The organism is Rossellomorea aquimaris (assembly GCF_008180865.1).
Lineage (GTDB): Bacteria > Bacillota > Bacilli > Bacillales > Bacillaceae_B > Rossellomorea > Rossellomorea yichunensis.
The window spans coordinates 619228-645220 of record NZ_VTEX01000001.1 but is presented as its reverse complement, the minus strand read 5'-3'; the positions used below and the strand labels follow the sequence as shown (position 1 = coordinate 645220).

The 25993-nt window shown below is 40.8% G+C and carries 24 protein-coding genes; all 24 read right to left on the bottom strand.

Features of this window, described 5'->3' with window-relative positions; all coding sequences use genetic code 11:
* Positions 1-13: 13 nt before the first annotated feature.
* The 24 genes from truB to FZC88_RS03145 all read right to left on the bottom strand — a co-directional run bounded on the left by truB (position 14) and on the right by FZC88_RS03145 (position 25979).
* Positions 14-922, bottom strand: coding sequence for a tRNA pseudouridine(55) synthase TruB (gene truB / locus FZC88_RS03260; protein WP_148994270.1), 909 nt, complete (start codon positions 920-922; stop codon positions 14-16).
* 100 nt (positions 923-1022) lie between these two features.
* Positions 1023-1391, bottom strand: coding sequence for a 30S ribosome-binding factor RbfA (gene rbfA, locus FZC88_RS03255; RefSeq protein WP_113968183.1), 369 nt, complete (start codon positions 1389-1391; stop codon positions 1023-1025).
* Between the two features lie 55 nt (positions 1392-1446).
* On the bottom strand, positions 1447-1725 hold the full coding sequence (locus FZC88_RS03250; protein WP_148968772.1) for a DUF503 domain-containing protein: 279 nt from the start codon (positions 1723-1725) through the stop codon (positions 1447-1449).
* The gene (infB, locus tag FZC88_RS03245; protein ID WP_148968771.1) at positions 1722-3893 is read right to left on the bottom strand and encodes a translation initiation factor IF-2; all 2172 of its coding nucleotides are present in this window, start codon (positions 3891-3893) and stop codon (positions 1722-1724) included. Before infB ends, FZC88_RS03250 begins: the two co-directional genes overlap by 4 nt.
* A 4-nt stretch (positions 3894-3897) precedes the next feature.
* Complete coding sequence (locus FZC88_RS03240) at positions 3898-4215, bottom strand: YlxQ family RNA-binding protein (protein ID WP_148968770.1); 318 nt, start codon at positions 4213-4215, stop codon at positions 3898-3900.
* 10 nt (positions 4216-4225) lie between these two features.
* The gene (rnpM, locus tag FZC88_RS03235) at positions 4226-4495 is read right to left on the bottom strand and encodes an RNase P modulator RnpM (protein ID WP_113968187.1); all 270 of its coding nucleotides are present in this window, start codon (positions 4493-4495) and stop codon (positions 4226-4228) included.
* A 12-nt stretch (positions 4496-4507) separates the two neighbouring features.
* A complete protein-coding gene (gene nusA / locus FZC88_RS03230; protein ID WP_044337366.1) occupies positions 4508-5641 on the bottom strand; it encodes a transcription termination factor NusA in 1134 nt (377 codons plus the stop codon).
* Positions 5642-5676: 35 nt separating this feature from the next.
* Positions 5677-6147, bottom strand: coding sequence for a ribosome maturation factor RimP (gene rimP / locus FZC88_RS03225; RefSeq protein ID WP_113968189.1), 471 nt, complete (start codon positions 6145-6147; stop codon positions 5677-5679).
* Positions 6148-6333: 186 nt separating this feature from the next.
* Positions 6334-10653 carry a PolC-type DNA polymerase III gene (locus tag FZC88_RS03220; protein WP_148993632.1) on the bottom strand — a complete coding sequence of 1440 codons (4320 nt, stop codon included), beginning with the start codon at positions 10651-10653 and terminating at the stop codon, positions 6334-6336.
* Positions 10654-10746: 93 nt separating this feature from the next.
* The gene (locus FZC88_RS03215) at positions 10747-12456 is read right to left on the bottom strand and encodes a proline--tRNA ligase (RefSeq protein WP_148993631.1); all 1710 of its coding nucleotides are present in this window, start codon (positions 12454-12456) and stop codon (positions 10747-10749) included.
* Positions 12457-12603: 147 nt separating this feature from the next.
* Positions 12604-13860, bottom strand: a complete 1257-nt coding sequence (gene rseP / locus FZC88_RS03210; protein ID WP_148993630.1) for an RIP metalloprotease RseP — start codon at positions 13858-13860, stop codon at positions 12604-12606.
* A gap of 117 nt (positions 13861-13977) precedes the next feature.
* Entirely contained in the window at positions 13978-15120 is a 1143-nt protein-coding gene (gene dxr, locus FZC88_RS03205; RefSeq protein WP_148994269.1) for a 1-deoxy-D-xylulose-5-phosphate reductoisomerase, read from the bottom strand.
* 34 nt (positions 15121-15154) lie between these two features.
* A complete protein-coding gene (locus FZC88_RS03200) occupies positions 15155-15940 on the bottom strand; it encodes a phosphatidate cytidylyltransferase (RefSeq protein WP_148993629.1) in 786 nt (261 codons plus the stop codon).
* On the bottom strand, positions 15940-16731 hold the full coding sequence (locus tag FZC88_RS03195; RefSeq protein ID WP_148993628.1) for an isoprenyl transferase: 792 nt from the start codon (positions 16729-16731) through the stop codon (positions 15940-15942). Before FZC88_RS03195 ends, FZC88_RS03200 begins: the two co-directional genes overlap by 1 nt.
* 812 nt (positions 16732-17543) lie before the next feature.
* Positions 17544-18101: a ribosome recycling factor gene (frr, locus tag FZC88_RS03190; protein ID WP_148968764.1), complete on the bottom strand. Its 558-nt coding sequence runs from the start codon at positions 18099-18101 to the stop codon at positions 17544-17546.
* A complete protein-coding gene (pyrH, locus tag FZC88_RS03185) occupies positions 18101-18826 on the bottom strand; it encodes a UMP kinase (protein WP_148968763.1) in 726 nt (241 codons plus the stop codon). Before pyrH ends, frr begins: the two co-directional genes overlap by 1 nt.
* Before the next feature lie 82 nt (positions 18827-18908).
* Positions 18909-19790 (bottom strand): translation elongation factor Ts, encoded by an 882-nt coding sequence (tsf, locus tag FZC88_RS03180; protein ID WP_148968762.1) that lies wholly within the window; start codon positions 19788-19790, stop codon positions 18909-18911.
* A gap of 149 nt (positions 19791-19939) precedes the next feature.
* Positions 19940-20647 (bottom strand): 30S ribosomal protein S2, encoded by a 708-nt coding sequence (gene rpsB / locus FZC88_RS03175; protein WP_034760179.1) that lies wholly within the window; start codon positions 20645-20647, stop codon positions 19940-19942.
* Positions 20648-20805: 158 nt separating this feature from the next.
* On the bottom strand, positions 20806-21234 hold the full coding sequence (locus FZC88_RS03170; RefSeq protein WP_187443490.1) for a DUF6115 domain-containing protein: 429 nt from the start codon (positions 21232-21234) through the stop codon (positions 20806-20808).
* A 238-nt stretch (positions 21235-21472) separates the two neighbouring features.
* On the bottom strand, positions 21473-22231 hold the full coding sequence (locus FZC88_RS03165; protein ID WP_148993626.1) for a FliA/WhiG family RNA polymerase sigma factor: 759 nt from the start codon (positions 22229-22231) through the stop codon (positions 21473-21475).
* A 119-nt stretch (positions 22232-22350) separates the two neighbouring features.
* Positions 22351-22806 (bottom strand): chemotaxis protein CheD, encoded by a 456-nt coding sequence (locus FZC88_RS03160; RefSeq protein WP_315633249.1) that lies wholly within the window; start codon positions 22804-22806, stop codon positions 22351-22353.
* Between the two features lie 38 nt (positions 22807-22844).
* Positions 22845-23480 (bottom strand): chemotaxis protein CheC, encoded by a 636-nt coding sequence (locus tag FZC88_RS03155; RefSeq protein ID WP_148993624.1) that lies wholly within the window; start codon positions 23478-23480, stop codon positions 22845-22847.
* Between the two features lie 15 nt (positions 23481-23495).
* Positions 23496-23942, bottom strand: coding sequence for a chemotaxis protein CheW (locus FZC88_RS03150; RefSeq protein ID WP_148993623.1), 447 nt, complete (start codon positions 23940-23942; stop codon positions 23496-23498).
* A gap of 12 nt (positions 23943-23954) precedes the next feature.
* Positions 23955-25979: a chemotaxis protein CheA gene (locus FZC88_RS03145; RefSeq protein ID WP_148993622.1), complete on the bottom strand. Its 2025-nt coding sequence runs from the start codon at positions 25977-25979 to the stop codon at positions 23955-23957.
* Positions 25980-25993 lie beyond the last annotated feature (14 nt).

Sequence of the window (25993 nt, the reverse complement as noted above, 5' to 3'; positions counted from 1 at the left end):
TCACCTTTTTTCACTAGTCGTTGAAAAGCACTTTTACAGGCTTGATAACGCCTGGTTTGTCCGGGTGACGGCGATAGATGGCAATACTCTTACCAAGATACTCCACCACTACTTCACTCGTTTCCGGCCAATCCTCAGGCTCTTCCAAGCGTGCTCCGTTCTTCACTTTCTCTGCTAATGTATCATTAATTGCCATTTTCGGCAAATGAGAAAGCCCCATTTCCAGCGGGAGAAGAAGTCCTTGAGGATTTTCATTATCAACGAACTCTTTTACTTCTTCTAAAGTAAAACAGTCCTCTTTCCTAAAACTGGCTGATTGTGTACGGGTAAGAGCTGACATATGAGCTGGATATCCAAGTCTATTTCCAATTTCAACAGCAAGGGTTCTCACATAAGTACCTTTGCCACAAACTACTTCAAATGAGAAAGTCGGAACCTTGCTGTCTAACAATCCCCAATCCTCCAGTAATTTAAGCTTATGGATACGAACGGTTCTTGATGGTCTATCAACTTCAATTCCTTGTCTTGCATACTCATATAACCGTTTCCCTTTTACCTTTACCGCTGAATACATTGGAGGGGTTTGCGTAATATCGCCGGTTAAACTCCCGAGAATCTCCTCAACCTCTTCTCTGGTAATCGTACGGTCCACCGTCTTCTCTATGACAGGTTCACCCCAAGCATCTTCTGTCGTAGTCGAGAAACCTAGAGTGACTTCCCCTTCATAGGTTTTTCCCGATTCTGTAATGTACTCAGCTATCTTTGTAGCTCTTCCAATACAAATAGGAAGTACACCAGATACTTCCGGATCAAGTGTGCCTGTATGGCCTACCTTTTTCGTTCTAAGGAGCTTCCTTAATTTAAACACACAATCATGTGACGTCATGCCACGGGGCTTCCATAGGGGCAGGATTCCATTCATCATAATACCTCCACTAATGTTCATTCTTTAATACAACAATTAGAAAACAAAAAGACTAATCCATTGGAAATGTAATTCCCTCCGGATCAGCCCTTTCTTGTTACTCATCTGTGTCTTTAGACTCTTCTGGTTCATCTTGAACTTTTCTTAATAAAGTTTCAATATGATTACCATAATCAATCGATTCATCAAACTCAAAAATAATTTCTGGTGTTTTGCGCAGACGGATTCGCTGTCCTACTTCGGAACGGATGAACCCTTTTGCCTTCGCCAGACCTTTAAGCGTGTTTTCTCTTTGGTCTTCTCCACCCAGAACGGTAATATACACTTTTGCCTGTTGTAAATCACCAGTTACCTGCACATCTGTAACTGTCACAAAGCCAATGCGTGGGTCCTTTATTTTTCGTCCGATAATATCGCTGAGCTCTTTCTTCATTTGCTCGCTAACACGATTCGCACGATGGCTCATCAATATCACCTCTTGTATATCGTTAATGGTTATATGTTGGAATATAAGCCACTCTCTATAACGACTCGATTTGGGTCTCCAGTCTCTCCCACTCCGGAAAAGAATCAATGAATTTCAATGCATGCTCAATTTCTCTTTCACTGGCTCCTTTAGAAGAAGCGACTGTAACGATGGCAATCCTGGTTCGCTGCCATACATCCTGGTGTCCGATTTCAGAGACAGAAACATTAAATTTTTGTTTAAGGCGGGACAAGATCCTCTGCAGGACCGCCCGCTTTTCTTTTAAAGAGTGTGAATCATAAATCATGCACTCACATTCAACATATGTGATCATTTACGTGTAATTTCCTCCATGATGAAGGCTTCGATTACGTCGCCTTCCTTTACATCGTTAAAGTTCTTAATCGTAATACCACATTCGTAACCTTTAGCTACGTCTTTGGCATCATCCTTAAAACGTTTAAGGGCATCCAGTTCACCCTCAAAGATAACAATTCCATCACGTATTAGACGAACGCCGCTGTCGCGAGAAATTTTACCTTCTGTTACATAGCTTCCCGCAATAGTACCAACTTTAGACACTTTAAATGTTTGACGAACTTCTGCTTGACCAATGATTTTTTCTTCGAATTCAGGGTCCAGCATACCTTTCATAGCAGCTTCGATTTCCTCCATTACCTTATAGATAATACGGTGTAATCGAATTTCTACTCCTTCAGCGTCAGCCGTACGTTTCGCATTTACATCAGGACGAACATTAAAGCCTATGACAATGGCGTTGGACGCTGCTGCAAGTGTAATATCAGATTCGTTAATCGCTCCGACACCAGTATGGATGATACGGATATTTACACCTTCAACTTCAATTTTCAGCAATGAAGCGGCAAGAGCTTCTACTGAACCTTGAACGTCTGCTTTAAGAACAAGGTTGAGGTCCTTCATTTCACCTTGTTTCATTTGTTCAAACAAATTCTCAAGGCTTACCTTCGACTTCTCTCCCCTTTGTGCTTGGAGAGCTTGAGAAGCACGGGCTTCACCAACAGAACGAGCCGTTTTCTCGTCTTCAAATACAACGAAACGATCTCCCGCTTGAGGAACATCATTTAAACCTGTGATTTCAACAGGAGCAGATGGACCTGCTTCTTTCACACGACGACCAAGGTCATTGACCATTGCACGAACACGACCGAATGTATTCCCTACTACGATAGGGTCTCCAACTTTTAATGTCCCGTTTTGAACAAGTAAAGTTGCTACAGAACCCCGGCCTTTGTCTAATTGTGCTTCAATTACCGTACCTTGGGCAAGGCGATTCGGATTTGCTTTAAGCTCTTCCACTTCACTCACAAGAACGATCATTTCAAGTAGATTATCGATCCCTTCTCCCGATAATGCAGATAGTGGTACGAAGATTGTGTCTCCACCCCACGCTTCAGGAACCAGTTCGTATTCCGTCAGCTCTTGCATTACACGATCCGGATTCGCAGCTTCTTTGTCCATTTTATTAACGGCAATGATAATAGGAACTTCGGCCGCTTTCGCATGGTTGATTGCTTCAACTGTTTGAGGCATGACACCATCATCAGCAGCAACAACAATGATCGCAATATCCGTTACTTGAGCACCGCGGGCACGCATCGTTGTAAAGGCAGCATGTCCAGGAGTATCAAGGAAGGTGATCTTCTTTTCATCCACTTCTACTTGATAAGCACCGATATGCTGAGTGATTCCTCCAGCTTCCCCTGCCGTTACTTTCGTGTTACGGATGGAATCAAGGAGAGTTGTTTTACCATGGTCAACGTGACCCATGATTGTCACAACAGAAGGACGCTCTTCTACTTGCTCTTGTGTGTCTTCAGTGAAGTATACTTCAAGATCAGTGGCATCTACTTTGATCTCTTCCTCTACTTCGACTCCATATTCTCCTGCGATCAGTTCAATTGAGTCTTTATCCAACTCTTGGTTGATTGTTGCCATGACACCAAGCATGAATAGCTTTTTAATGATTTCAGATGGCTCTTTATGAAGCTTTTTCGCAAGCTCTGAAACTGTCAATGACTCTGAGAACGTAATTTTTGATGGAAGTTCTTTTTTCTTGGCAGGCTGTTGTTGCTGTGGAGCCTGTTTGAAATTTTTATTTTGCCTGTTTTGTTTGTTATTTTTGTTTTTGTTGTTGTTATTATTATTATTGAAGACCTTCTTCTCCTTTGATTGGTGCTGTTGTTCGTGTTTTTTTCCTTCACGACTTTTCGGTGCTGATTTTACTTTTTCCTTGTTCGGAGCTTCTTCTGTCTTTGATGCATTTGCCTTGGAATCCTTTTGGCTTGGTTTCTGACTGCCTGAATCCCCTTTGTACATCGCGTCTAATTTTGTTACTGCGTCGTCTTCTATAGTTGCCATATGGTTTGATACCTCAATATTCAGTTGCTTTAATTTTCCGATAACATCTTTGCTTGAAACATTGTATTTTTTTGCATATTCATAAACACGCATCTTGCTCATATGTTCACCCCCACTGAGATTCATCGAGCAGTTCGGATAATTTCCCGGCAAAGCCTGCTTCCATTACAGCCACCACTACCCTGGCTTCCTTTCCAATGGCCTGACCTAAATCATTTCTGCTATCCACTAAACTAACCGGGACATTGTAGGATTTACATTTGTCCGTGATTTTCTTGTACGTATTAGCAGAAGCATCTTTGGAAAGAATGACAAGTTTTGCTCGTCCACTACGAACTTCTTTAATAACAAGTTCTTCACCTGAAATAATCTTACGTGCCCGATTTGCCAATCCTAAAAGTGACATCCAACGATTTTGATTCATACGCTAAACGTTACTCCTTCTCCACAAGGCTAATCAATTCATCGTAAAGAGATTCATCTATTTTCGCTTGTAATTGATTGGCTAATGTATTTTTCTTTTTAGCTTGTAAAATGATGTCTTTATCCTTGGAAAGATAAGCTCCACGCCCTGACTTCTTACCGGTGGGATCGATGGAAACCTCCCCTTCTTTCGAGCGGACAATCCGTATCATTTCTTTCTTCGGTTTCATTTCACCCGTTGCCACACATTTACGCAATGGGATCTTCTTATTTACACTCATCTGACTCACCTCTTAATCTTGATTATCGAAATCAATATTTAAAGGCTCGTTATCATATTCTTCCTCTTCATCTTGAGGAAGGAATGACTCTTCTCGAGGATATAATCCCAGTTCACGAGCGTCTGTTTCACTCTTGATATCAATCTTCCAGTTTGTCAATTTGGCTGCAAGACGGGCATTCTGGCCACGTTTACCAATTGCAAGTGAAAGTTGATAATCCGGAACAACTACTCTTGTTGCTTTATCATCTTCATTCACCTGTACATCCAGCACTTTTGATGGACTTAATGCATTGGCAACGAATGTTACAGGATCTTCTGACCATTGAACAATGTCAATTTTTTCACCTTTTAATTCGTTTACAATTGCCTGTACACGTGCACCCTTGGTTCCTACACAAGCTCCAACGGGATCCACCTCGGAATTTTCTGCATGAACAGAGATTTTAGAGCGATCTCCGGCTTCACGTGCAACAGATTTGATTTCTACCGTTCCATCAAAGATTTCAGGAACTTCGATTTCAAATAACCGCTTCAGTAATCCAGGGTGTGTTCTTGAAACAAAGATTTGAGGACCTTTTGTCGTCTTCTCAACCTTTGTAATAAACACTTTTATGCGATCATGAGGTTTATATGTTTCATTGGGCATCTGCTCGCTCACTGGTAAAAGCGCCTCAATCTTGCCTAGTGCAACATAGATAAAGCGATTGTCCTGACGTTGAACAATTCCCGTCATGATATCTTCTTCGCGATCCACAAATTCGGAATAGATAATTCCTCTTTCAGCTTCTCTTACTCGTTGGGTAACAACCTGTTTAGCGGTTTGGGCAGCGATACGGCCAAAGTCCTTCGGTGTAACTTCCAACTCAACAACGTCTCCAACCTCGTAGCTAGGATTGATTTCCCCGGCGTCTTCGACAGAAATTTCCAGGCGGGAATCAAATACTTCGTCTACCACTTCCTTACGAGCGAAAACTCTCATCGTACCCGTTTCAAGGTTAAGGTCTACACGGACATTTTGTGCTTGGTTAAAATTTCGTTTGTAAGCCGACACAAGTGCAGCTTCAATCGCTTCAATGATGACATCTCTTGCAATGCCTTTCTCTTTCTCTAAAACAGTAAGAGCATCTAATAACTGAGTGCTCATGGTGGTTTCATCCCCCTTTATAGTGCGGTTAGTTCCTATGAAAATGTAACAGCCAATCTTGCGATCGCTATCTTATCTGTTGGAATTTCAACCTTCTTTTTTCGAGTCTTAATGGTTACTTCTAATGCTAATTGGTCTGAAGTATAGGAAAGAAGTGTGCCTTCGAAGGCCTTTTCACCGTTCAACGGTTCATATGTTTTCACATATACGTTTTTGCCGATGGCTTTCTCAAAGTCCTTTTCTTTCTTTAAAGGACGTTCAGCTCCCGGTGAAGAAACTTCTAAAAAGTAATTATGAGGAATTGGGTCAATTTCATCTAACTTCTCACTAAGTCTTTCACTTACTATTCCGCATTCTTCAATGTCAACACCTGAATCTTTGTCGATGAATACGCGAAGAAACCAATTCGATCCCTCTTTCACATATTCCATGTCAATGAGTTCTAATGACATGTCGTCTAAGATTGGTGTAACAAGTTCTTCTACAAGTGTTGTTATTTTGCTCATACTTACCTCCTGGTCTATATGAAAATCTTGCACCAAGACTAGAAATGATAGTTCAAAAAATCTCCATGTAATAACGAAAGAGTGGGGTGCGACCCCACTCTTCTACCTTTAGAGCTATCTTTAGTATTTCCAATAAAAATATACCATAATCAACATTTTTATGCAAACAATTCCCATGGTATCAGCTTAGAATAGGGATAATTGGTTCTTATCCGGCAAGGCTTCCAAGCAGCCGTGATTGTCCAGGTACTCGATGATTGTCTTGGAAACGCGACCTCTTTGTTGAAGATCTTCTTTAGAGAGAAACTCCCCATTCTGTCTTGCATTCACAATATTAATGGCCGCATTCGTCCCAAGCCCGGGTATCGAGTTGAATGGTGGGATCAATGAATCTCCATCTATCACAAATTCAGCCGCTTGTGAACGATACAGATCTACCTTTTGGAACTTGTATCCCCGTTCACACATTTCAAGGGCCAACTCCAGTACTGTTAACGTGTTCTTTTCTTTCGGAGATGCATCCAGGCCTTTGCTGTTGATTTCTTCTATCTTAGCCCTGACTGCTTGTGACCCCCTCACCATGGCTTCGATATCGAAATCTTCTGCACGAACGGTGAAGTAAGCAGCATAGTACAAGAGAGCATGATGCACTTTAAAGTAAGCAATACGAACTGCCATTAATACATAGGCAGCAGCATGGGCTTTCGGGAACATATATTTGATCTTCAGACAAGAATCAATATACCAGTCCGGTACCCCATTCTTTTTCATCTCTTCTACCCATTCATCCTGCAGTCCCTTCCCTTTACGTACAAATTCCATGATTTTAAAGGCAAGTGAAGGCTCGAGTCCCTGATAGATGAGATAAACCATAATATCATCACGACACCCAATTACTTCGCTCAGATTACAAATATTATTATGAATAAGCTCTTGTGCATTGCCGAGCCATACATCAGTACCATGTGAAAGTCCTGATATTTGAACAAGCTCAGAAAATGTCGTCGGTTTTGTATCCTCAAGCATTTGACGGACAAAGCGTGTACCGAATTCAGGGATTCCAAGCGTCCCGGTCTTACACATGATTTGTTCCGCTGTCACTCCGAGGGATTCCGTTCCACTGAAAATTTTCATCACTTCGGGGTCATCTGTCGGAATCGTCTTCGGATCGACACCTGATAAATCCTGAAGCATACGAATGACGGTTGGATCATCATGACCAAGAATATCAAGCTTCAAAAGATTATCATGAATGGAATGGAAATCAAAATGTGTTGTTTTCCATTCCGAGCTAGAATCATCAGCAGGGAATTGAATTGGTGAGAAATCGTAGATATCCATATAATCAGGTACTACGATGATTCCTCCAGGATGCTGACCGGTAGTTCTTTTCACTCCGGTACACCCACTTACCAATCGATCGATTTCTGCTCCGCGGATTTGCAGCTGATGATCATTGGCGTATCCCTTTACATACCCGTAGGCGGTTTTTTCCGCCACAGTACCGATTGTACCTGCTCGATAGACATTATCTTCACCGAACAGAACCTTCGTATAGTTATGGGCATTAGGCTGATATTCACCCGAGAAGTTCAAATCGATATCAGGAACTTTGTCTCCTTTAAATCCAAGGAATGTTTCAAACGGAATATCATGACCATCCTTCTTATAAGGAATTCCACAATCAGGACAATCTTTATTGGGCAAATCAAACCCGGATCCTACCGATCCATCATCAAAGAACTCGGATTTCTTGCAAGATGGACATACATAGTGGGGAGGTAAAGGATTCACTTCTGTTATTTCTGTCATTGTCGCAACAAAAGAGGAACCTACTGATCCACGTGACCCTACCAGGTATCCATCATCCAATGACTTTTTCACGAGCTTATGCGAGATTAAATAGATGACTGCGAATCCATGCCCGATAATACTCTTTAATTCTTTTTCGAGCCTTGCTTCTACAATTTCAGGAAGCTCTTCTCCGTAAATGCTTTTCGCCATCGTATAACTCATGCGACGCATTTCTTCATCAGCGCCTTCAATTTTAGGCGTATAAAGATCATCTCTGATTGGTTTAATTACGTCTACGAGATCGGCTATCTTGTTGGAGTTGTCCACGACAATTTCTTTCGCTGTTTCTTTCCCTAAGAAAGAGAATGCATCCTCCATCTCATTCGTTGTTCTAAAATGAACATCAGGAAGTTCGTGTCGGTTTAACGGATTCGCCCCGCCTTGAGAGCCCACGAGAATCTTTCGGTAAATCTTGTCGTTTTCATTTAAGTAATGAACGTTACCCGTAGCCACTACAGGCTTATCCAATTTCTTACCAAGATCCACAATGTTCTTAATGATATCTTCAAGGTTTTTCTGACTTTGTACCAAATCCAACTCGATTAAATGTTGATAGACTTCTTTAGGATGAACTTCCAGGTAATCATAGAATTGAGCAGTTTCCTCAACTTCTTCTTTCCCCTTTTGCATCATCCCTTCAAACACTTCGCCTTTGTCACAGCCTGAACCTACAAGAATTCCCTTTCGATACTTTTGAAGCTGAGAGCGGGGAATTCGCGGAACACGGAAAAAATAATTCATGTGAGAAATGGATACTAGTTTATATAGGTTCTTTAAGCCTTCTTCTGTTTGGGCAATAAGTGTACAGTGATATGGTCTTGATCGCTTGTATGCATCACCTTTCCCCATGTAATCATTGAATTGATTATGGTTGGTGATCCCTTTCTCAACGGCATCCTTCAGCATTTTCAATAACAAGTATCCAGTTGTTTCCGCATCATAGATTGCTCGGTGATGCTGGGTAAGTTCAATATCAAATTTCTTGGCTAACGTATTTAAACGATGATTTTTGAATTGAGGATACAGTAGTCTGGCAAGCTCCAGCGTATCGATGACAGGGTTAGTCGCTTTAGGCAGTCCTGCTTTTTGATACCCTGCATTCAAGAAACCCATGTCAAAGGAAGCATTATGTGCAACTAATATATCTTCTCCTGCCCATTTATGATAGTCGTGAAGAACATCGTTTATTTCAGGTGCCGTTTGCACCATATCATCAGTGATCCCCGTTAATTCAATGGTTGTAGCGGATAACGGATGATGGGGGTTGGCAAACGATTCAAATTTATCAATGACCTCGCCATCTTTGATTTTAACAGCTGCGAGTTCAATGATGGTATCGTAAACGGCCGAAAGTCCCGTCGTTTCAACGTCAAAGACAATAAAGGTACTATCTTCTAATGGAAGATCCCGGTCGTTATAGGCAATCGGTACTCCATCATCTACAAGATTCGCCTCTACCCCATACAGCAATTTAATATCATTTTTCTTACTTGCGCTATATGCTTCAGGGAATGACTGTGCAACGGCATGATCGGTTATCGCAACCGCTTTATGCCCCCATTTTTTTGCTTGAGCAACAAGACTTGCCACTGAAGAAACGGCATCCATCTGACTCATTGGAGTATGCATGTGAAGCTCCACCCTTTTTTCATCAGCAGGAGCAGTATCCAGTCTGAGAACAGGTTTGATTTCATTCACATCGTTGGCGATCATCACCAGGTCACGTACGAATGTATCATTTTGGATACTTCCACGACAGCGGACCCACATACCCTTTTTCATATTATTCATAATAGCAGCGTCCTCTTTGTCCCTCGAGAACATTTTGACCAGGATCGAACTTGAGTAGTCTGTTACTTTAAATGTTAATAAAGTGCGACCGCTACGCAATTCTCGTGTTTCGCAATCGAAAACATACCCTTCAATGGCGATCCGGCGTTCTTCGTCATAAATCTCTTCAATCTTTCGGAAGTCAGCATCGTCTTTAATCGTAAGACCAAGCATGAATGGACCGCTGGGTGCATCACTTGCTTCCTCTTTTTCAGCCTTCTCCATTTCAAGGAGAGCTTGTTTGGCTCTCTCTTGATCTTCTTTAAGCTTTTCTTCTAAAAACTTCTCATACTCATTGCTTTGTTCCTCTACTTGACTTACCTCTGCATCCAATACTAGTTTAGGAAAGCCAAAGTTCTCGAAAGTAGCGGTGATGATTTCACCGTATTTTCTTTTTAACTGTGTTGCTTCTGTATCATTGGAAGCCTGAACAATAATCTTATTTCCGTTGATTTTCGGCTTTTGAGTATTTAATAATTTTAATAACGGCGGTGAAATACCTTGAATTTCTCTCACACAGTCCTGCCAATAATCTAAAATGTGCTGATCTGATATTTGGGTATTCACCACTTTTATCGTGAATCCGACGTTTGCAATATGTTTAAAGGATGTTTGCAGTGCGATTGAAAATTTACTCCACACGTTACACGGAATGATTTCTTCAAATGTAAAGTAAAAATGCCATTTCTTCTCCTTGCGAAACACCGCTAGTTTTTCAATTTCAGCGTATTGAAAGTACTTCACAAAGGCATCCTCTGTTAACCCTAATTGCTTTAGCAACAGTTGAAACCTTTCTCTTTTGCCCAGGGGCTTTTCTTCCATGATCCTTCTCCCCCATTTCTAATCGTGTTATTTACAGTAGAAAAAGGGCTGACAGCTAAGGATTGCCTCCTTTAAAGTCGAGCCCTTTTCTTTTTAAGAAAGAGTCTTGTATAGTTCTTGCAGTTTTGGCAGTAGCTCGTCCTTATGCACTTCGAGCATCTCACCTGTGCTTCTTACTTTCACTTCAACGATGCCTTCTCCTGCTTTCTTCCCGACCGTTATGCGAATCGGAAGTCCAATCAGGTCGGAGTCAGCGAATTTAACACCTGGACGCTCAGCCCGGTCATCCATTAATACATCATAACGATTTTCTATAAATGTGTCATATAGTTCGTTTGCAAGTATAGCCTGTGCTTCATCCTTCATATTAATCGGAATTAAATGAAGGTCATATGGTGAAAGATTCGTTGGCCAAACCAGACCATTGTCATCATTAAATTGCTCTGCAACTGCTGCAAGGGTACGAGAGACACCTATTCCGTAACAGCCCATGATGATTGACTGAGATCGGCCATTCTCATCTAAGAATGAGCTTCCTAGTGCGTCTGAATATCTTGTCCCCAGTTTGAATACATGTCCCACTTCGATACCTTTTGCAAAAACAATCGTACCATTTCCATCTGGTGAAGGGTCACCTTCCTGAATGAAGCGAAGATCTGCATATTGAGAAACCTCAAAATCACGTTCAGGATTCACGTTTGTAAAATGGTAACCTGCTTCATTTGCTCCTGATACACCGTTTCGAATGTATTTAACTGCTTGATCAGCTACAATTTTCACGTCTTTATCTAATGAACAAGGGCCAATTGATCCGATTTCACATCCGATGAGCTCTTTCGTTTCTTCGGCTGATGCCAATTCAACTACACTTGCATTTAGAAGGTTCTTCACTTTGATATCGTTAATTTCATGATCACCACGGGATAATACCAGTACATAATCATCATCTACCTTAAATAGTAACGATTTCACACATTGATCTTTCTCTATAGTTAGGAAAGAGGAAACTTCTTCAATCGATTTAATCTCTGGAGTTGATACCTTTTCTAATTCAAGCATCTCTTCAGACGATTGAGTATAGGAATCCACTACTTCAGCCATTTCGATATTCGCTGCATAATCGGATTTATCGGAGTATGCAATCGTATCTTCGCCGACTTCAGATAACACCATAAATTCATGTGTATCCTTACCGCCCATTGCCCCAGAGTCAGCGATAACGGCTCTGAAATTCAGCCCGCATCGGCTGAAAATATTCGAGTACGCCTGAAATAATGCATCATATGTTTGATCCAGGCTTTCAGAAGAAGAATGGAATGAATAGGCATCCTTCATGATGAATTCCCTTCCTCTAAGGAGTCCAAAACGCGGGCGCTTTTCATCACGGAATTTAGTTTGAATTTGATACATCGTAAGGGGTAGGCGTTTATATGATTTTATTTCGTCCCTTACTAAACTTGTAATCACTTCCTCATGTGTTGCTCCGAGGGCAAATTCACGATCATGGCGATCATGCATTCTCATTAATTCAGGACCATACGTTCCCCAGCGTCCCGATTCTTTCCAGAGCTCGGAAGGTTGCAGGGCAGGCATGAGCATTTCAACAGCACCTGCTGCATCTAATTCTTCGCGAACAATCTCTTCCACTTTTTTCAATACTTTATTTCCTAATGGCAAAAAGCTATAAATACCACTTGCATTTTGTCTTATGAATCCTGCTCTCAAGAGAAGCTGATGACTCTTAATTTCTGCATCAGCTGGTGTTTCTCTTAAAGTAGGGATGAATGTATTACGTTGCTTCATCTATTAGCACCTCAGTTACCATATATATTATTTATGTAGTGTGGGAATTTCCTTCTCACTATTTTATCTTAAATCAACAGGCAGTGACACCCTCATTTTTTGATTCTGGAGGGAGAAACTGCCTGTTCATGATTCATGCATCATATTTTATAAGAAAAATCTTTGAATATCGTTCCATGTAACAACGAGCATGAGAACCATGAGAAGGGCAAATCCGACAAAATGGACCATTCCTTCCATCTGGCGATCCACCGGTTTCCCTCTTACCGCTTCGACTGCGAAGAACAGGAGTCTGCCCCCGTCGAGTGCAGGAATTGGCAGAAGGTTCATGATTCCCAGGTTGATACTAAGGATGGCAGCCCATCTCATTAAGTAGAATATACCTGATTTAGCAACAACATCCGTTGACTGATAGATTCCAACCGGACCTGATAATGCATCGATTGAGAACTCACCTGACACAAGCTTTCCTAATAGAACAAAAATCATTTTGGTCCATTCATAGGTTTGCTGTGCACTATTGGTCACCACTTTGAGAGGCGACTTTTCAACAGGACTATGAACACCGATGATCCCTATTTCTTCCCCTTCTATTTCTTGAGGTTTTGGGGTGACTGAAATCTCTGTGTTTGAGCCGTTACGATCAACATTAAACCGCAGCTCATCGCCTGGGTGCTTCTGTATGATGGTAACAATATCATCCCATGTTGAAATCTCTTTACCGTCTATACTTAAAATCACGTCATTTTTCTGAAGGCCGGCTTCTTTTGCTGCCCCTTCTTCTGTGAGTTCACCAAGAACAGGATCATTCGTTGGAACCCCTTGCAATAAGCCTACAAGGATGAAAATGAAGAAGGCTAAAATAAAGTTGAATAGCGGTCCAGCAAAAATGGCCATCGCCCGTTGGGGTAGTGACTTAGAAGCAAATTGTCGATCCCATGGAGCGATTTGTGTCTCGACACCATCTTCAATGAATACGGCGTCCCTGGAGATCAAAAAGGTTTTCAGTTCCTCCTCGTCTTCTTCGTATCCGCGAATATGCAGTTTGTGCTCTAAATCCGCTTCTTCTACCTCAATGATACGAATGTTCGGATAGCGATCTTTGTTATTTAAGACGATTTTTTTTATTTTTTCATCCTGATCGAGTACAAGACCAACCCGATGACCGGCCTTAAGCTCTACCATTTCCGGGTCTTCCCCGGCCATTCGGACAAAGCCCCCAAGAGGCAATAATCGAATCGTATAGGTTGTTTCATCCTTTTTGTATGAAAATACTTTAGGACCAAACCCGATTGCGAATTCACGGCATAATATGCCTGCACGCTTCGCGAATATTAAATGTCCAAGCTCATGAAAAAATACTAAAGCTCCGAAAATAACAACAAAGGCAATCACCGTTTGCAAATAAAAAACCACCTTTTTTATAACCTGTTGGAAACAGATCTAAATGTTTGATGTATCGGTAAGAAACATGTCCACTATCATACTACGTTACAGAACATGGAAACATGCCCAAGTACTCTACAACCAGCTTGAAACGAGTTGTCGAGTCTGTTGATCTATCTCATGTATGGTTTCAAGATCTGGTCTATGTATCACTTGATGAGTAGACATAGCCTTCTCGATATATGCTTCAATGTCCAGGAAAGATATTTTATTTTCCAGGAACATGGAAACTGCCGCTTCATTTGCAGCATTTAGTACCGTCGTCATACTTCCGCCTATCCGTCCTGCTTCATAGGCAAAAGCAAGACAGCGGAAACGATTTAAATCCATCTCTTCAAAGTGAAGCTTACCAATTTCGACTAAGTTCAATCTTTTACCGGGTCTAATGAGCCTGTCCGGATAGGTTAAAGCATATTGAATCGGAACACGCATATCAGGAGTTCCTAACTGAGCCATCACAGATGAATCGTGGAACTGGATCATGGAGTGGATAATGCTCTCTCTATGCTGCACCACCTCAATTTGATCATAAGGAATATCAAATAGCCAATGTGCTTCGATTACCTCTAACCCTTTGTTCATCATTGAAGCAGAGTCTATGGTAATCTTTGCACCCATTGACCAGTTCGGGTGATTCAAGGCTTCTGTTACTGTGACACCCACTAATTCTTCTCTCGTCCGATCCCTGAAACTGCCTCCGGATGCGGTAATGATCAGCTTTTCAATATTCTTTTCTTGTTCTCCCTGCAGCGCTTGGAATATGGCAGAATGCTCACTATCAACCGGCAGTAAAGGAGTATTCTTTTTCCGGGCAGCCTCCATCACCAGGTGTCCAGCCGTTACAAGCGTTTCTTTATTGGCAATCGCAATCATTTTCCCTGCCTCGATGGCTTGTAATGTGGGGTAAAGTCCAACACTGCCCAGCACTGCATTAACAAGTACATCCGCATCCTGATGGCAAGCCACCTCCACCAAGCCTTCTTCCCCGTAAAGAACCTTTACGGAAGATGACATTTCTATCATTAGAGATTCAGCATCCTCTTTTCGTTGAACAGATATCAATTGAGGACTGAATTCCAGAATCATTTTTCTAGCTTCTTCTATATTTCTGCCAACAGACATTGCCGTCAGTTTGAATTCTTCAGGATGCTCACGGATTACATCAAGGGTTTGTGTCCCTATAGAACCGGTAGCTCCCATTAAGCTAATCTTTTTCAACAACTACACTCCTCCCGCAAAAAGCCTTCTACCTTTATAAAAGAAAGTGAAGAAGGGGAAACACAAATAATAAACTATCAAAACGATCCAGCATTCCACCATGTCCCGGTAATAAATGCCCGGAATCTTTTACTTTGTAATGTCTTTTTAAAGCTGATTCGACGAGGTCTCCAACCTGTCCAAAGACGGATAGAATTGCAGTCACAATAATAAGTTTAGGAATGGACATATCAAGATCAGTGAAAAATGTCATGATAACTCCAACTACAATGGCACATATAATCCCGCCAACAAAACCTTCGATGGTTTTATTCGGACTGATTTGAGGCCATAGCTTCTTTTTCCCCATCGCTCTTCCGATGAAATAAGCTCCTGAGTCTGTCGCCCAAATGATAAATAAAGCATAGAAAACAAACTGTACTCCCTCATCTAGTCGGATCTCCATAAAGTAATAGAAACCAATTCCTACATATAAAATGCTTAACAGAGCAAAAGACACATCATCGAATGTATAACGGTTCTTAGTTGCTACTGTATATGTTAAGAAAAGCAGCACGGCAAGAAAAGCCATTTCGATCTTGGAATAGCCAAAGTCTGATAATATCCCGATAGCATCGGTTGGGATCAAAAACACCCACAACAGTGCCAAAGATAATAACCCGGGAATGGTGAAAATCCATTGCCCTCTCATCTTTAAAGCTTCATATAAGCTGATGGAAGCAATAAGATACATTAAAATAATAAATGGTGTTTCACCAAAAATGATGATTGGCAAAAATATCGCTGCAGCTATCACTGCTGTAATAATTCTTTGTTTCATTATAATTCCTCGCTTTGTAACCCACCAAATCTTCTTGAACGACCTTGATATGCTTCAATTGCTTCTATTAAATGTTCCTTGCCAAAATCCGGCCACAGTACGTCTGTAAAAAAGAACTCTGTATAAGCTAATTGCCAAAGCATAAAGTTACTTAAGCGGATTTCTCCACTCGTTCGAATAAGCAGGTCTGGATCTTTTAAATCTTTCGTCATCAAGTAACTTGAAAACACTTCTTCATTCAATTGGTTCTCATCTAGTATTCCATTCTGAACATCTTTTAAGACATGCTTCATAGAATCAATGATTTCTGAACGGCTGCCATAATTTAAAGCAAAGTTTAATATCATACCGTCATTATTCTCCGTAGCCTCCATTGCCTTAGTGACAGCTTTCTTAGTGTGGTTCGGCAAGGCATCAGGCGAACCCATCATTTTTACCTGAACGTTTTCTTCTACTAATTCAGGGAGAAAGGTTCCTAAAAATTCTTCTGGCAACTTCATAAGAAACTCAACTTCCATTTTGGGGCGTTTCCAATTTTCAGTTGAAAAAGCATATAGAGTTAATGCTTCTACACCTAATTCGTTTGCCAATTTCGTTATTCTTCTAACACATTTCATGCCTTCATGATGTCCAGCGACTCTAGGTAAGGCTCTTTTTTTCGCCCAGCGTCCATTACCATCCATAATGATAGCTATATGACCCGGAATCGGGTGTTTTACTAATTCTTGAAATCGATCATCCACTTCTTCGGAAGTTTGCTGTCTTTTCCATTGCTTAAGCTTGTTTAGCATAAAATCCTCCACCAACAATCCAAAAAATATTTACCTTTACTATCATATCAAAAAATAAGGAAGATATCTTTAAGAAAATAGATTATGTACATTCATATATGTATTTTGAACGTTAAACGATGTTTTCTCTCAAAACGAAAGGCTCTTTTCGTATAGTTTGTTGCTATTGTAGAGGAGAAAGTAATAGTTGATTTCCGCTCCAGGATGCTTGCTTTCCGCGGGGCTGGCGGTGAGCCTCCTCGGCTGCGCCTCCGGGGTCTCAACTGTCCAGCTATTTCCGCAGGAGTCGAGCATCCTTCCGCTCCAATCAACTTTCTGAGCATGTATCCTTAATGGAAAACAATAAAAACAAGAATTTTAGCAAACAATCTCATTTAAGGTAAGTAGAGATTGATTTTCCTTTTAAGGAAGAATAATTATTTTTTTCTAGTTACATTGTTTTCTTGCACACCTTAAAGCTCTGTCATGAAAATTCTGTTAAAGATAGTGAGGGGATCTGCGCAGACTCCGGCGGATTTCGGGCGTGCCTGGACCCCGTTCGGCTAAGCTGAGGAGGCACGGTCGAACGCTAGCTGCAAGCGGAACAGTTCCCCTCACCATCCAGCATAAACTGGTTGACAAAGCCCTGGCAGATTCTATGCTGGAAAACAACAATCTTTGCGAATAGAGCCAAACGAATAAGATCATTCAATCAGAGAATTGGAGAAGCCGGCTATCATAAACACTCTAAACAAGCATAAAACAAAAGGACCGGCCCATAAGGAATATGAGTTCACTTATAGGTCAGCCCCTTAGGATTAGAATATGATTAATTATACTTCTAACATTTCTTGTTCTTTATCTTTTGCAATAGAGTCAATCTTGACAATGCTTTCATCTGTTGCTTTCTGAACATCATCAGAGTATCCACGAAGGTCATCTTCTGTAATGTCCCCGTTTTTCTCTTTCTTCTTAAGATCATCATTTGCATCACGACGAATATTACGGATCGCCACTTTTGCATCTTCAGCTTCTTTTTTCACTAGCTTCACAAGTTCTTTACGGCGTTCTTCCGTTAATGCAGGAACAACGATCCGGATAATGTTCCCGTCACTTGTAGGTGTAATTCCCAAGTCTGATTTCAATATCGCCTTTTCTATATCACCTAAAGCTGATTTATCATAAGGCTGGATGACTAACATACGGGCCTCTGGAATTGAAATACCTGCTAATTGGTTAACAGGTGTTGGTGCACCATAGTAATCAACTGTAATCTTATCAAGTAGAGATGCGTTTGCTCTTCCTGCACGGATACTTGCTAACTCACGAGAAAATGTTTGAATTGCTTTTGTCATTCTTTCTTTTGCGTTTGTAATGATCGTATTTGGCATTATGCTTTCCCCCTAACGATTGTACCTATATTCTCACCTGTGATGGCTCTCTTAATATTCCCATCCTCCATAATAGAGAATACAATAAGTGGAATATCATTGTCCATACAAAGAGAAGATGCTGTTGAATCCATTACAGCCAAACCTTCTTTCAAAACATCTAAATAGGAAAGTTCTTCATATTTAACAGCCGTCTCGTCCTTCTTAGGATCTGCTGAATATACACCATCTACGTTGTTTTTAGCCATCAGAATGACTTCTGCTTCGATCTCAGCTGCTCGAAGTGCCGCAGTAGTGTCGGTTGAGAAGTAAGGATTTCCCGTACCTGCTGCAAAAATCACAACACGTTTCTTCTCTAAGTGACGGATGGCTCTGCGTCTGATATAAGGTTCTGCCACTTGACGCATATCAATTGAAGTTTGAACTCTTGTTTCGATGCCAATTTGCTCAAGGCTGTCTTGAAGAGCCAAAGAATTCATTACGGTAGCCAGCATCCCCATATAGTCAGCAGATGCACGATCCATTCCCATCTCACTACCTATCTTACCACGCCAAATATTACCTCCGCCAACGACAACTGCAACTTCCACATCAAGTTCAGCAATTTCTTTTACTTCTTCTGCTACATTTTTAATGACAGAAGGGTTTATTCCGAAGCCATCATCACCTGCTAATGCTTCTCCACTAAGTTTCAGAACGACACGTTTGTATTTAGGAACGCTCATGGGAACCTCCAAAAAAATAGAATTTTTCTTGAAAAATAGGGAACACGCTAAGTGTTCCCTACTAAGAATTGTTTAGCTTTTATTATTTCTTAACTTGACTCATTACTTCTTCAGCGAAGTTGTCTTGACGTTTTTCAAGACCTTCCCCTACTTCGTAACGGATGAAATCAGTTAAAGTAGCTTTATTCGCTTCAAGGTATTGACGTACCTTTTGATCTGGATTCTTAACGAATGTCTGATCCAGGATACAGATATCCTCGAAGTATTTTCCAAGGCGGCCTTCAACCATTTTTTCAACGATGTTTTCAGGCTTACCTTCATTTAATGCTTGTTGCTTAAGTACTTCTCGCTCACGCTCTACTTCTTCAGCAGAAACCTGATCACGTGAAACATATTTAGGATTTAATGCTGCAGCGTGCATAGCAACGTCTTTCGCAACATTAGCATCTGTAGTACCTTCAACCACTGTTAGAACAGCGATACGGCCACCCATGTGCAGGTATTCACCGAAAGCAGCGTTATCATCTTTAGTACGGATTTCAAAACGACGTAGAGTGATTTTTTCTCCGATTTTAGCGATAGCAGCGTTGATGAATTCACTTACAGTTGAACCATTCGCCATTTTTTGTTCCATAGCAACTTCAACAGAAGCCGGTTTGTTAGCTAATAAGTGATCAGCTAATTCTTTAACAAGACTTTGGAAGTTTTCGTTTTTCGCAACGAAATCAGTTTCTGCATTCACTTCGAAAATGATAGCAGTATTCCCTTCGCTTGCAATGAAAGTAGTACCTTCAGCTGCAATACGATCAGCTTTTTTAGCTGCTTTTGCAATTCCTTTTTCACGTAAAAAATCAATTGCTTTGTCCATATCTCCGTCAGTTTCAGTTAACGCTTTTTTACAGTCCATCATTCCAGCGCCAGTTTTTTCACGAAGTTCTTTAACCATTTGTGCAGTAATTGCCATAGTGGGTTTCCTCCTTAGTTTAACTATGTAGACTATATCACTCATGGGTGATAGTCAAAAATGTACTGTAACTCGAATTGAGTACAGTAGATGTGCATACTCTTTAAAAAAAGGTGATAAGGGTAAGCCCTCTTATCACCTTCCATTCATTACTCAGCTGCTACAGCTGCTTCTTCACCTTGCTTAGCTTCTAAAATAGCATCCGCCATTTTACCTGTAAGAAGCTTAACTGCACGGATTGCATCGTCATTCGCAGGAATGACAACATCGATTTCATCCGGATCACAGTTTGTATCTACAATACCCACGATAGGGATATGAAGTTTACGAGCTTCAGCTACAGCAATACGCTCTTTACGAGGGTCGATGATGAATAATGCATCAGGTAGCGTGTTCATATCTTTGATTCCGCCTAGGAATTTCACTAAGCGCTCATGTTCTTTTTTAAGTTGTACTACTTCTTTCTTAGGTAGTACTTCAAACGTTCCGTCTTCTTCCATCTTCTCGATGTTTTTAAGACGTGTAATACGTTTTTGGATTGTTTCGAAGTTTGTAAGTGTTCCACCTAACCAACGTTGGTTGATGTAGTACATACCTGCACGTTCTGCTTCTTCTTTAACAGACTCTTGTGCTTGTTTTTTCGTACCAACGAAAAGAACTTTACCGCCGTTACCAGCTAATTCTTTCACGAAGTTGTACGCTTCTTCAACCTTTTTAACTGTTTTTTGAAGGTCGATGATGTAGATACCGTTACGCTCAGTGAAGATGTATCTCTTCATTTTTGGGTTCCAACGGCGAGTTTGGTGTCCGAAATGTACACCAGCTTCTAGCAATTGTTTCATAGAAATTACTGACATGTGTGTTTCCTCCTAAATGGTTTTTGTTTTCTCCTCCGTTTCCGTCATCTTGTAGTAGAAACTATTCGTTTAAATAGCACCATCTACCTCAATCGAGAAACGTGTGTAATCACACCATGAATACTATAGCACACCTACTCCAACCAATCAAGACATTCCTACATAATTTGACGGAATTTTAGCAGGAGCTCAATTTCCGTTTTCCCTTTTCCGAGAGTTTGAGCTATTTCCTCGATGTCTTTCCCTTCTTTTTTAAGTGAGAGAACCTGTTGGATAAGGGGATCTTTATTGGTTTTTACTGTTGGTTTCACTTCCGACTTTTTTTCGACAGCTTCCATTTGAGGTGTTGGTGTTTGCTGATAGGCCTTTGAAGCTTGCTTATATCCGGTTCCTGACCACTTGGGATTGTTTTGAAGCGGGGAACTGTTTACATTCTCATCGTCCGTATTGTCAGGGATATGTGTTTGACTTTTAGCATGATGATTAAAAGTCCTAATGAACTCTTCATTCTCTTCTTTCATTTCTATCAGATAAGTAGAAATGATTTCTTCCAATTCCATGATCATTTTCTTTTGTTCTTTCTCCATGTTAAGAAAACGATTTTGCCTTAAGTATAAAATGACAATTGCAAGCAAGGAGACGATAGTAAGAAGAAAAGATATCAAAAGCAGGAAAGTTACCATGTCATCACCTTAGTTTAGTTTGATTTTTGTTTTTTCCTAAGCATATAAAAGGACTGCTCCATTTAACCGTATTTCGCCGGAACAGTCCATCAATATATATGGTTTTGGCTCATTGTGTTCACCGTTAATCAATAGAGTTGATTCAAGAGCCTAATAAACTGCGCAGTTTAAAAATGGCCTTGGAATGTATTTGTGAAATTCGTGACGTTGACAGTTTCATGACTTCCCCAATTTCCGTCAAAGTTAATTCCTCTTTATAAAATAAGCTTAACACAAGCTGCTCTTTATCAGAAAGCGTTAAAATCGTTTTCTCTAACTCTGTTACCTTTTCACCTTTCAGCACTTCTTCCTCAGGTGTGATCGTCTTATCATCTTTAATAGAATAGCTTTGAGATTCATGATCTTCATCGGTTAGTTGCTCATCCATGGAAAGGACATTGGCAAAGAAATGTTCATTGGTCGTTTGATATACTTCCTCAGGAGCCATCTCTAATGAGGCGGCTACTTCCTCGGCGGTCACGTGGCGTAATAAAATTTGTTCCAGCTCTACTGTTTTGGCTTCGATTTTTTTCGCCCTGTCTCTTGTTGATCTTGGTAGCCAGTCTTCTTTTCTCAGTCCGTCGAGAATGGCTCCCCGGACTCTGAACGAAGCATATGTATCGAACTTCAGATCTCTTGTTGGATCAAACTTCTGAAGTGCATCCAGTAAACCCATCAACCCAAGACTCTTAATATCTTCTCTCGAGACGTTTCTTGGCAGCCCAACGGAAATTCTCTGAACGTGATACGATACAAGGGGCATATATTTCTTAACTAACATATCACCTGCTTGGGTATCACGACTGTTAATCCATTTCTCCCAATAAAGTTGTTCATCTGTTCGAGGGGGTTGCTGAGACATAAGAATCCTCCTTGCTTACTATTTTCTTCCTTGAAACCTGCTATAAGGTATATAACTCCATGGTATGAGAGAAAATGGATCTTTCCTGTTACATTAATCCTTGAAAACTTATCATTTACTCATAATTCTCTTGTTTCTTCATTTACCGTGCGAACATGAAGGATCCCAGTCGACGTGAAGAATTCGATGGTCCTCCCTTTATTACCACCCAAATCCTCTGCTATAATTGGCACTCGATGCTTCAAGAGAGCCTCTTTGACCGCTTCAGCATTCCTTGGGCCTATCCTCATCACATCGCTTTTTGATTTGAATTGAAACATTTGTGCACCACCCGCCATTTTGCACTTAAGTCTCTCAACTTTCGCACCCCGTTCTCTCAGTTGTCGAATGAGTTCATCTACTCCAGTGTCTGCATATTTAGCTAAGTTCACGGAAGGCTCTTTCCCTAACGACGAATGAGGGAGCATGACGTGTACCATACCCGCCAATTTGATAAGTTCATCGTATAATACCACCCCAATACAAGAACCTAAGCCCGATGTGCGAATTGAACTTCCCTTACTTACGATATTCATATCTGCAATACCCACCCTTACCACTGTGTCCACTCCAATCATAGCTTCACACCGAGGGATTGGAAGATGATTTCAAATGAATCGGGATCCGGCAAGAGGAAGAAGTGACCTTTCACACTTTCTGATTTCTCTAACTCTTCTTCTTTTAATGCTGTATCTATGACGATGGCATAATCACTTACCTGAGAAATTTCCAGCAAGCCAAAACCGATAATGGCACCAGCCATATCTACAGATAAAGCGGGAACAGAAGGTAATAGCTTAAGACTTGTAAAGTCGGATAAGGAAGACAAATATGAACCTGAGAGAATATTCCCTAACTCTTGCATGGCTGATAAACCTAATTCTGAATACGGTGGTTCACTAAAGGAAAACGAACGATCCTGTATCATTGTTCGAATATAAGTAGAAGCTTGTTCAAGAGGCAATAAAAAAAACATACTTCCCGGTGCATCCCCTTCAATTCTTAAGAACACACTTACAACCACATTATCCGGTCCTCCTGCCATATCCATCATTTCATCGAATGTAACGACCTGGACACTGGGTACCTTCATGTCAATTTTCTTATCCAGAAGAGTAGAGAGGGCAGTTGCTGCATGCCCCGCTCCAATATTTCCGATTTCTTTCAAAATATCTAAGTGCATTGACGATATTTTCTTCTCATAACCCATTCGTATTTGTTCTCCTTAGATGGATTGCAGTATTTTGTCTAAATGAAGTAGAATCAATAATCGTTTATTTTGCTTTACTACTCCACCAATGTACTCTGCTTCTACTACCCCGACAACTTCCGGAGAAGGTTCAATCATTTCTCTTTCTACATCCAACACATCATTTGCAGCATCAACAATCAATCCTACTTCTTTATCCTCTAAACCTACGATAATCACACGGGTGCTCTCGGTTGGCTCAGAAGAGGATAATTCGAACCGACTTCTCAAATCTATGATGGGGGTAACGACACCACGTAAATTTATGACACCTTTAACATAGGAAGGCGTTCTAGGTACTCTCGTAATATGCTCCAGCTTCTCAATTGAACGGACCTGATCAACAGGAATGGCATACTCTTTATCCACCAATTGAAATACGATAAGCTTTAGGTCTTCTGACGTCTCTGACACTACACTCATTTCCCTTACCTCCTATTTAATCAATGCATTGCAATCTACAATCAGCGCTACCTGCCCATCACCCAATATGGTTGCACCTGAAATGGCAAATACATCATTAAGATAATTCCCTAAAGATTTTAGGACGATTTCCTGTTGACCAATAAATGAATCCACTACTAACCCTGCCATTTTTTCTCCTTTGCGTACAACGACGACAGAATAAAACTCTTCATCTTTTGAATCTTTAGGAACTTCGAATACATCCTCCAGGAATAACAACGGAACTACCTTGCCTCTGAAATCTATCACTCTTTGATTATGCGCATTCATGATCTCGCCTTTTTTGACTATGGCAGTCTCTATAATGGAAGAAAGCGGGATTGCGTATTTCTCATCTTCAATTTCGACAAGCATGACAGATATAATCGAAAGCGTTAATGGCAATTGGATAGAAAACAATGATCCTTCACCAGCACTGGAGTCGATTGTAATGGCACCACCTAATGACTCAATCGTCGCTTTAACTACATCCAATCCAACACCTCTGCCAGAGATATCTGAGATTTGATCGGCAGTTGAAAATCCTGAAGCCAGGATAAGTTCATAGATTTGTCTATCAGATAAGGTTTGGGCCACTTCTTCTGTTACAATTCCTTTTTGAATCGCTTTCTCCATCACTCGCTGTTTATTAATACCTGCACCATCATCTTCAAGTTCAATAAATACATGATTTCCGCTATGAAAAGCTTTCAGCTTGACCGTGCCTTGCTCAGGCTTGCCATTTTTCGAACGAACTTCAGGCATTTCAATTCCGTGATCCAGGGCATTTCGAATTAAGTGGACGAGTGGATCTCCTATTTCATCGATCACCGTCCGATCAAGTTCTGTTTCTGCCCCTATGATTTCTAATTCAATCTTCTTATTTAAATCTCTTGCAAGCTGCCTTACCATGCGGGGAAAGCGGTTAAATACCGTTTCTACAGGAACCATCCGCATAGTGAGGATGATGCTTTGTAAGTCTCCGGAAATTCGTGTCATTCTTTCAACCGTTTCATTTAATTCCGGATTGTTCAAATCTTTTGAGATCTGTTCCAATCTCCCTCTATCAATGACAAGTTCTTCAAAAAGGTTCATCAGTACATCCAGTCGCTCAATGTTTACACGTATCGTTTTGCTCGAAGCATTCGATTGTCTTGATGTTGAATTCGCTTCTTTAGGTATCGTGTCTTCCTTTTCTTTTACAACAACTTCTCCCGACTGATCCTCCAATCCATTCACTTCATTGTTGTGAATATGATGTGACGTCAATTCCATTAAAGTGACTTCTTCTACCTCAGAGACGTTACGTATACTCTTTTCTATGTCACTTGCATCCTCTTTTGACACAACTGCTATAACAAAGGAATGGTCGAACTGTTCTTCTTCCAGCTGATCTACGGTAGGGAAAGATTTAATGACTTCCCCGAGTTTTTCCAACACTTCGAAAACCATATATACTCTTGCCGCTTTTAACAGACAATCATCCCTCAAGGAAACGGTAATTTCAAAGCAACGGAACCCCTGCTCAAAAGATTGCTGAATAACCGTTTGTTCGAATGCTTCGTACTTCATGGACAATGTATGTATTTCAGGGGCTATGGTTGCGGCAGCTTCATTACTTGCGGATTGTATATTTTCACCCTTTTCAATTGCTTGGAGAAGGGTGACTACTTCCGTCACGTCCCGTTTCCCATCTCCGCCGTCCGCGATAGAAAACACCATTGCTTCCAGGTCGTCAACGGATTTAAACACTACATCCAATATTTCGGGTGTCACTTTAATTTTTTCGTTACGTATAGCATCCAGAACATTCTCCATTTTATGGGTAAGGTTTGCTAAATCTTCGTACCCCATCGTTGCAGACATTCCTTTTAACGTGTGAGCTGAACGAAAAATTTCATTAACAATCGTCAGGTTTTCAGGGTTTTTCTCCAATTCCAGTAATTGCTCATTACAGGTTTGTAGATTTTCCTTACTCTCTTCAATAAAAACTTCTAAATATTGACTCAATTCCATGTGCTCCACACCTC

Coding starts and splice junctions, on each gene's coding strand:
- FZC88_RS03150 (WP_148993623.1), bottom strand. CDS start 23,942: ATGAGTGTAGTGTCAGAGACGTCAGAAGACCTAAAGCTTATCGTATTT.
- rpsB (WP_034760179.1), bottom strand. CDS start 20,647: ATGTCAGTAATTTCTATGAAACAATTGCTAGAAGCTGGTGTACATTTC.
- FZC88_RS03200 (WP_148993629.1), bottom strand. CDS start 15,940: ATGAAACAAAGAATTATTACAGCAGTGATAGCTGCAGCGATATTTTTG.
- frr (WP_148968764.1), bottom strand. CDS start 18,101: ATGCCAAATACGATCATTACAAACGCAAAAGAAAGAATGACAAAAGCA.
- infB (WP_148968771.1), bottom strand. CDS start 3,893: ATGAGCAAGATGCGTGTTTATGAATATGCAAAAAAATACAATGTTTCA.
- rimP (WP_113968189.1), bottom strand. CDS start 6,147: ATGAGCAAAATAACAACACTTGTAGAAGAACTTGTTACACCAATCTTA.
- FZC88_RS03155 (WP_148993624.1), bottom strand. CDS start 23,480: ATGGGTTATGAGAAGAAAATATCGTCAATGCACTTAGATATTTTGAAA.
- FZC88_RS03250 (WP_148968772.1), bottom strand. CDS start 1,725: ATGATCACATATGTTGAATGTGAGTGCATGATTTATGATTCACACTCT.
- FZC88_RS03170 (WP_187443490.1), bottom strand. CDS start 21,234: ATGGAGAAAGAACAAAAGAAAATGATCATGGAATTGGAAGAAATCATT.
- FZC88_RS03240 (WP_148968770.1), bottom strand. CDS start 4,215: ATGAATCAAAATCGTTGGATGTCACTTTTAGGATTGGCAAATCGGGCA.
- FZC88_RS03220 (WP_148993632.1), bottom strand. CDS start 10,653: ATGGAAGAAAAGCCCCTGGGCAAAAGAGAAAGGTTTCAACTGTTGCTA.
- FZC88_RS03195 (WP_148993628.1), bottom strand. CDS start 16,731: ATGCTAAACAAGCTTAAGCAATGGAAAAGACAGCAAACTTCCGAAGAA.
- rbfA (WP_113968183.1), bottom strand. CDS start 1,391: ATGAGCCATCGTGCGAATCGTGTTAGCGAGCAAATGAAGAAAGAGCTC.
- truB (WP_148994270.1), bottom strand. CDS start 922: ATGAATGGAATCCTGCCCCTATGGAAGCCCCGTGGCATGACGTCACAT.
- FZC88_RS03145 (WP_148993622.1), bottom strand. CDS start 25,979: ATGGAATTGAGTCAATATTTAGAAGTTTTTATTGAAGAGAGTAAGGAA.
- nusA (WP_044337366.1), bottom strand. CDS start 5,641: ATGAGCACTCAGTTATTAGATGCTCTTACTGTTTTAGAGAAAGAGAAA.
- FZC88_RS03165 (WP_148993626.1), bottom strand. CDS start 22,231: ATGTCTCAGCAACCCCCTCGAACAGATGAACAACTTTATTGGGAGAAA.
- tsf (WP_148968762.1), bottom strand. CDS start 19,790: ATGGCAATTACTGCACAAATGGTTAAAGAACTTCGTGAAAAAACTGGC.
- rnpM (WP_113968187.1), bottom strand. CDS start 4,495: ATGAGTGTAAATAAGAAGATCCCATTGCGTAAATGTGTGGCAACGGGT.
- pyrH (WP_148968763.1), bottom strand. CDS start 18,826: ATGAGCGTTCCTAAATACAAACGTGTCGTTCTGAAACTTAGTGGAGAA.
- FZC88_RS03215 (WP_148993631.1), bottom strand. CDS start 12,456: ATGAAGCAACGTAATACATTCATCCCTACTTTAAGAGAAACACCAGCT.
- FZC88_RS03160 (WP_315633249.1), bottom strand. CDS start 22,806: ATGAATATCGTAAGTAAGGGAAGTTCAATTCGCACATCGGGCTTAGGT.